Annotated in this window: 7 protein-coding genes; 5 read left to right on the top strand and 2 right to left on the bottom strand. The window is 60.7% G+C overall.

What is annotated here, in order from left to right; translation table 11 throughout:
- On the bottom strand, positions 1-223 hold a 223-nt coding region (locus QD208_RS10120; protein ID WP_279836717.1), incomplete at its 3' end, for a transposase.
- 289 nt (positions 224-512) lie between these two features.
- A complete protein-coding gene (locus tag QD208_RS10115; protein ID WP_024953445.1) occupies positions 513-971 on the bottom strand; it encodes an META domain-containing protein in 459 nt (152 codons plus the stop codon).
- Positions 972-1,169: 198 nt separating this feature from the next.
- Between QD208_RS10115 and QD208_RS10110 the strand changes: the two genes are divergently transcribed.
- The 5 genes from QD208_RS10110 (at position 1,170) to QD208_RS10090 (ending at position 6,372) form a co-directional block, all read left to right on the top strand.
- On the top strand, positions 1,170-2,165 hold the full coding sequence (locus QD208_RS10110) for an ion transporter (protein WP_024953446.1): 996 nt from the start codon (positions 1,170-1,172) through the stop codon (positions 2,163-2,165).
- A gap of 426 nt (positions 2,166-2,591) precedes the next feature.
- Positions 2,592-3,323, top strand: coding sequence for a TauD/TfdA family dioxygenase (locus QD208_RS10105; protein WP_225347875.1), 732 nt, complete (start codon positions 2,592-2,594; stop codon positions 3,321-3,323).
- A 271-nt stretch (positions 3,324-3,594) separates the two neighbouring features.
- The gene (gene egtB, locus QD208_RS10100; RefSeq protein ID WP_024953448.1) at positions 3,595-4,914 is read left to right on the top strand and encodes an ergothioneine biosynthesis protein EgtB; all 1,320 of its coding nucleotides are present in this window, start codon (positions 3,595-3,597) and stop codon (positions 4,912-4,914) included.
- A 90-nt stretch (positions 4,915-5,004) separates the two neighbouring features.
- Positions 5,005-5,346 carry a DUF427 domain-containing protein gene (locus QD208_RS10095; RefSeq protein ID WP_024953449.1) on the top strand — a complete coding sequence of 114 codons (342 nt, stop codon included), beginning with the start codon at positions 5,005-5,007 and terminating at the stop codon, positions 5,344-5,346.
- Between the two features lie 258 nt (positions 5,347-5,604).
- Positions 5,605-6,372: an NERD domain-containing protein gene (locus QD208_RS10090; protein WP_225347876.1), complete on the top strand. Its 768-nt coding sequence runs from the start codon at positions 5,605-5,607 to the stop codon at positions 6,370-6,372.
- Positions 6,373-6,394 lie beyond the last annotated feature (22 nt).

The following is a 6,394-nucleotide window of genomic DNA, read 5'->3' as shown; positions in this document are numbered from 1 at the left end:
TGCGCTTCAGTTCCTGGATCTCACGCTGTTCCGGCGTCAGAGCCTCACCTTTCAGCGGCGCCTTGCCTGCCCGCTCAGCGCGAAGCCTGCGAACCCAATACTCCATGGTGGATTTGCCAACCCCCATGGCCTCACACGCCGCCTTCAGCGTGTAGCCCTGGTCGACCACGAGCTGGGCCGCTTCCATGCGAAATTCCGGGCTAAACGTTCTCTTCTTCGTCATCATCTGCACCTGATTGTCTCTGTGAGCCATCATACACTCAAAGTCAGGTGGCCAGATTCACTGTGCCACTACAGGTATAGACCTTTACCAGAAACAATTCGCCGTCTGATAAAGGCGTAGCCGAGGTGAGTCCCTTCATGCTCCCGGCAGTCCGAAGATGCGAGATGGGGAATACCCTGCGGCGTGGATGTCGCAAAAAGACCGGAGCGGGACGAGTGATTCAGGCGCGATGAAGCAGTGCAAGCATTTCTTCTCGTCCCGACACCTTGTCACTGGAGCTTGTGAGTCCTCAATAGAGATGGACTGTCTGGAAACGGGCACGCGACGCCCCTTGTGCATCCATCAGCGTCAGTGTCTTGCCTTCTATCTGCCAGCCCGACACGTCATTGAGTGTCGCGAGGAAATCGCGTTCGAGCGTTGCTACTTCACCGGGACATGCCATTCGCGTGATGGCCAGGCGGCCGAAGCCGAGTTCTTGCGCATCATGGTGATATTCCCCCATCAGGCGATTGCAGCCGGTGGAGCCGGCTACTCGCGAGTCTTGTGTATGTAAGACGATATGGGCTTCACGCTTGCCTTCCACCACGGGTGTTGGCTGGTTGTCGAGTGTCACCAGCTTCCAATAGGTGTTCTCCAGTGGCTCGTCGACACCTTGATAATCCTCAGAGGATTGAGCGCCTGCGCAGCCGCCCAGGGTGAGTGCTGCGCTCATCACGGCGGCCCATGTCATCACTTGCGCTTGTTTCATGCGGGTGTCTCCCTCACTAATAGGGTGTCTACGGCGATTCGGGGCTGGGCTCCGGTAGCGCTGCAAGCCCTCGCAGATAGCGTCATCGCCAGTGTGGTCAGCTGATGCGCGGTCATCGCCAGCGTGGTCATCTGAAGCGTTGTAGGCTGAGTCAGGAAGACGCGTTACGCATTCTGAAACAATCGCCAAGGAGTTGTCATGCCAGCCACCCGCACGCCCTCGTCCGCCAGGGAGCGGATACATCTGTGGTGGGATCTGTTCATCATCGTGCTCGTGATCGCCAATCTGGCATTGCTGCTATTCGATAGTCTCTTCCTGATTCCCCCGCTGAACACGGCCTTCGAGGCCGTGACACCCGGGTTGCATGCGGCCTATGAGCAGAATATCCACGCCAATTTCCTCTCTATCGACCTGGCATTCGTCGCCGTCTTCCTGCTCGATGTGCTGGCGGGGTGGGCAGTGGCCATTGCGGAGCGGCGCTACCACCGCTGGTTCTTCTATCCCTTCGTGCACTGGTACGACGTGCTGGGGTGTATCCCGCTGAGCGGCTTCCGCCTGTTGCGTGTGTTGCGTGTGATCTCGCTGTTGTTCCGCCTGCAACGTCTCGGCTTGATCGATGTTCGCCGCTGGTACCTCTACGGGGTGGCGGCCAAGTATCTCGATATTCTACTGGAGGAGCTGACGGACCGTATCTCCCTGCGCATGCTCGATAACGTCCAGCAGCAGTTGCGCGACAGCGATGACCTCTCATCTTCGGTGATCGAGCGTGTCGTGGAGCCTCGCAAGCAGGCCTTGATCCGTGAAATTACCCAGCGCCTCGAGACCATGGCGGGGGATGTCTATACCCAGAATCGCGACGATACCCTGCGCTATGTGCGGGGCCTGGTCAGTCGCACCCTCGCCGAGAGTCCGGAGCTTCAGCGTGTCTCGCGCCTGCCCATGGGCACCCAGCTTACGAAAGGGCTGGAAAGCTCGCTGTCGGATCTGGCCTGCCATCTCGTCGATGAAGCGCTGGTCGGCCTGCGTTCCAAGGAGTTCTCGGCGCTGGTGGGGCACCTGGCAGAGAGTGGTTTCGATGCTTGGTCGCGCACTGACCCGAGGACGGAGCAGATCACCGAGCAGGTGCTGATCGACATGCTGGATCTGCTCAAGGAGCGGATCGCCGTGAAGAGTTGGCAGAAGAAATACGAGTGACGTGATGCACCAGCGTCATCCTGATAGGTAACTCGCGGCGTTCGGGATGAGATGGGGCGAGGTTTGGCGCACGGGAATGTGTTTGCGAGAATGCTGATACATTCATCCCACGCCGAGAGTCTGTGAGCCGCGAGTGTCGTCGCGCAGCGATAGCGCGGCCTGATGACACATCAGCGTCTCGCCAGCGTGGGAGCCGCGACAGGAGGTCAGTGTCATGGCGAATCCAACACGCACTGAGGTAGCCGAGTCAGCACCGGGCGTTCCGTTCGACCCGGCACAGGTGGCTGTCATCCAGCAATTCGGCGGCAGCATCACACCGCTGGAGCCGATAGGCGCCGAGGTGAGGGGAATCGATCTGTCCGCTCAGGACGCGCCGCCCGCGCCAGTTGCTGGTGGGGCGGCAAGGAGCTGCACAGTACCCATGGGATGCATCCGGCCACGCCCGATGGCAACCGGCACATCTTCCGGCTGTCGAACGATCGCCGTCACGGCATTCCCGGCGTCGGGCCGCAGTGGCATAACGACGGCAGCTTCAATACCGATACGTTCTCGCACTCCGGCTACCACATCATCCGCCCGGCCGAGAACGGCGGCGGTACCTGCTTTGCTCATCAGGGCGCGGCCCATGACGCCTTGTCTGCCGAGCGTCAGGCCTTCTGGCGCCGTCTTGCTTCGGTGAATTCCTCCTCCGGGGCCGTACATCCCGTGGTACACGAGCACCCCATCACCGGTCGCAAGTGCATCTGGCTTCATCTGGGCATGACCGGCGCAGTGATCGAGAAGCTACCCGATCAGGATGCCTTCCGGCTGCTGACCGCCGAAGAGCTGACGCAGCTCTGCCGTGAGTACAACGCCATCCTGAATGCCGGCTTCACCGAGGGTTACGCCCTCGACTTCGAGTACCAGGAAAACGACTGCGTGTTCATCGATAACCTGGCGGTCGCTCATAGGGCCGCGCCCGGCGCGCACTTGCCGGCACAGGAGCAAGGCTTGCGGATCATGCATCGCAGTACCGTGCGTGGCACTCAGGATCTGGCACCTGGCTTCGGACTGCCGCTGCAGGTGGATATCCATGGCCCCAGCCCGCTGGAGAATGGTGTATGGCAGGGCGGCGGTATCGGCTTTCGTTGGGAAGAGAATATTCCGATGCAGAACTGAGGCTGGCGCGCTCAGGTAAGACACTTGCAGCGGGACGTGCGTTACAGCGAAGTGAAGGCTAGGGCAGATCAGGGGTAGATCAAGGTGCAGACCTAGTTTCAGAGGAAAGACCAGAGTCCGTGAAGAGTTGGCATTAGCAACACGAGTGATAGGGTGGGGATATCACCCCGACCAAGCGCTGATGGGGCTGGGGAGGCACGTCAGCCGTGCTGGCCAAGAGCCTGTCCGATCACGTTTCAGGGAGAGAACCAGACTCGTAAAGGAAGCCATCATGTCATCTGCCCATGACACCGTCATCGAAAGACCCGATAGCCTGCATGCCAAGGAGTGGCTACGCGCGTACCAGCGGGTACGCGCCGCCACCGAGGCGATCTGTGCGCCGCTGCATAAGGAAGACTACATGGTGCAGAGCATGGCAGATGTCAGCCCGCCCAAGTGGCACATCGCCCATGTCACCTGGTTCTTCGAAGCCTTCATCCTGAAGCCGTTTCAGCCGGACTATCAGACGCTCGACCCCGCCTACGATCACCTCTTCAACTCCTACTACGAGACCCATGGCGTACCGTTCCCGCGCGCCGAGCGTGGCACGATCTCGCGCCCGACCGTCGACGATGTCTATCGCTATCGCGCGCACGTCGATCAGGCCATGCAAGCGCTGCTTGAGAATCCGCCACGGGAACATCTGCCCGAGATTCTTCGCCGCTTGGAGCTGGGGCTGCCGCATGAGCAGCAGCATCAGGAGCTGCTGTTGATGGACATCAAGCACATTCTGGCGCAGAACCCACTGTGTCCGGCCTATCGGGATGATCTGACTCCGGGATTGGCACCAGCCCCTGCGCAGGAGGTGCCGTCGCTTGGATGGCTGGCCTATCCAGCCGGGGTTCGCGAGATCGGCCATGATGCAGCCGAAGGTGGCTTCGCCTACGACAACGAGATGGGCCGACACCGTCAGTTCGTCGAAGCGTTCGAGATGGCCGACCGTCCGGTGACCAACGGCGAGTTTCTCGCCTTTATGCAGGACGGCGGATACGCCACCCCCGAGCACTGGCTGGCGGATGGCTGGGCGACGGTCAAGGCGGAAGGCTGGCCGGCGCCGCTTTATTGGGTCGAGCGCGACGGCGTCTGGCATCACTACACGCTAGGTGGCCTGGTGCCGGTGGATCTGAATGCGCCGGTCTGCCATGTCAGCTTCTTCGAGGCCGATGCCTACGCCCAGTGGGCGGGCGCGCGCCTGCCCACCGAGGCCGAGTGGGAGACAGTCGGTCAGGATGTCCCTCTCTCTGGTAACTTCGTCGATCAGGATTATCTACAGCCAGTCGCGGCCGCGAGCTCCGAAGGCATGCCGAGTCAGATGTTCGGCGATGTCTGGGAGTGGACGGGCAGTGCCTATCGCCCGTATCCGGGCTTTCGCAAACTGCCGGGCAGCCTGGGGGAGTACAACGGCAAGTTCATGTCCGGTCAGATGGTGCTCCGTGGGGGTTGCTGCGCCACGTCTGCCGATCATATCCGCGCGACCTATCGCAACTTCTTCCCGCCCGAGGCGCGCTGGGCGTTCTCCGGCTTTCGGCTCGCCAGGGACGGTGGGGTCTGAGGGTCTGACTCTTTCAGAACGCGCCTCAAGGCACTTTCATCTGCCGCTTTCATCTGCCGCTTTCACCCGCCAACCCGTAAAGGAGTCTTCATGGCCGACCACCTCGAACCGCGTATCACGCTGCACCCGCTATCCTCGCGGGTGCGAATCCTGGTCGGTGAGACGGTGATCGCTGACACTGGCAACGCGCTGGAATTGCGCGAGAAGGGCTATCCGCCGAGGCTCTACTTGCCGCGCGCCGATGTGGCGATGGCGGAGCTCTCGGTTTCTCACACCGTCACTCATTGTCCGTTCAAGGGCGACAGTACCTATTACTCGCTGCCGGATCTTCCTGATATCGCCTGGAGTTACGATCACCCCATCGAGGAGGTGCAGGCGATCGCCGGGCGGCTGGCGTTCGATACCGACAAGGTCATGTTGGAGGTGGAGTGATTCAGACGAACGGCTCGTCGCCAACCTGATTCTCTCGTCGATGCACAACGCTCCGTCGTGCTCTGCTTCAGAGATAAACCGATAGAGAACAGTAGCTTGGCGTTCGCCAGATGGTTAGAATCCTGCAGTTTGCTGCACCGCGCTCCTCCATCGGGCGCGGTGCAGCATTACCTTTCCCTTATCAAGGCTCAGTACTCCGGTTGGACGAATCACCTCGCTTGATTCCTTTCCGTACAGGCTGCACCAGGAGTCATGACAGTGGTTGTCCCTTCGAACATCGCGCCGGTGATGAGTGTACTGCTATGCCTCGTGCTGGCCTCCTGCGTCAGTCGTTATCTCAAGTCTCCCCGCATGAAAGGTCGCATTGGCGAGTGGCGAGTGCGCTGGATGGCGCGTCGACTCGGCAAGCAGGGCTATCGGGCCTTGCACAATGTCACCCTCAAGACCGAGAGCGGCACCACCCAGATCGATCATGTGCTGCTGTCGCGTTTCGGCTGCTTCGTGTTGGAAACCAAGAACATGAAAGGCTGGATCTTCGGCAGTGAGCACGAGGCGAACTGGACCCAGCAGTTTCCTCGACAGTCGTTCAGCTTCCAGAACCCGCTACGTCAGAACTACAAGCATCTCAAGGCACTGGAGACGACGCTTGGCGTGACTCCCGAGCATCTGCATTCGGTGATCGTCTTCGTCGGCAACGCCAGGCTCAAGGGTGAGATGCCAGCCAACGTGACGCGCGGTACTGACTTCGTTTCCTTCGTACAGTCGTTCAAGGCCCCCATCTTCAGCGAGGCGCAGGTCGAGGCCATGCATGAGGCGCTGCTGACGGGGCGGCTGGCGCCGACTCGGGCGACGCAGCGTGCTCATGTGCAGCATCTCAAGCAGCGCAATGATCCACAGGCGAGACGTGAATGCCCGAAATGCGGTAGCCGTATGGTGCTGCGTACTGCCAAAGCAGGTGTACGTGAGGGCCAGCAGTTCTGGGGATGCTCGGCCTATCCGGAGTGTCGCGCGACACAGGCGGTGTGATGACTGCCTTCACGGCCCCGAA

It is taken from the genome of Cobetia sp. 29-18-1 (assembly GCF_029846405.1).
Classification (GTDB): domain Bacteria; phylum Pseudomonadota; class Gammaproteobacteria; order Pseudomonadales; family Halomonadaceae; genus Cobetia; species Cobetia amphilecti.
This window is presented reverse-complemented; position numbering and strand designations above follow the sequence as displayed.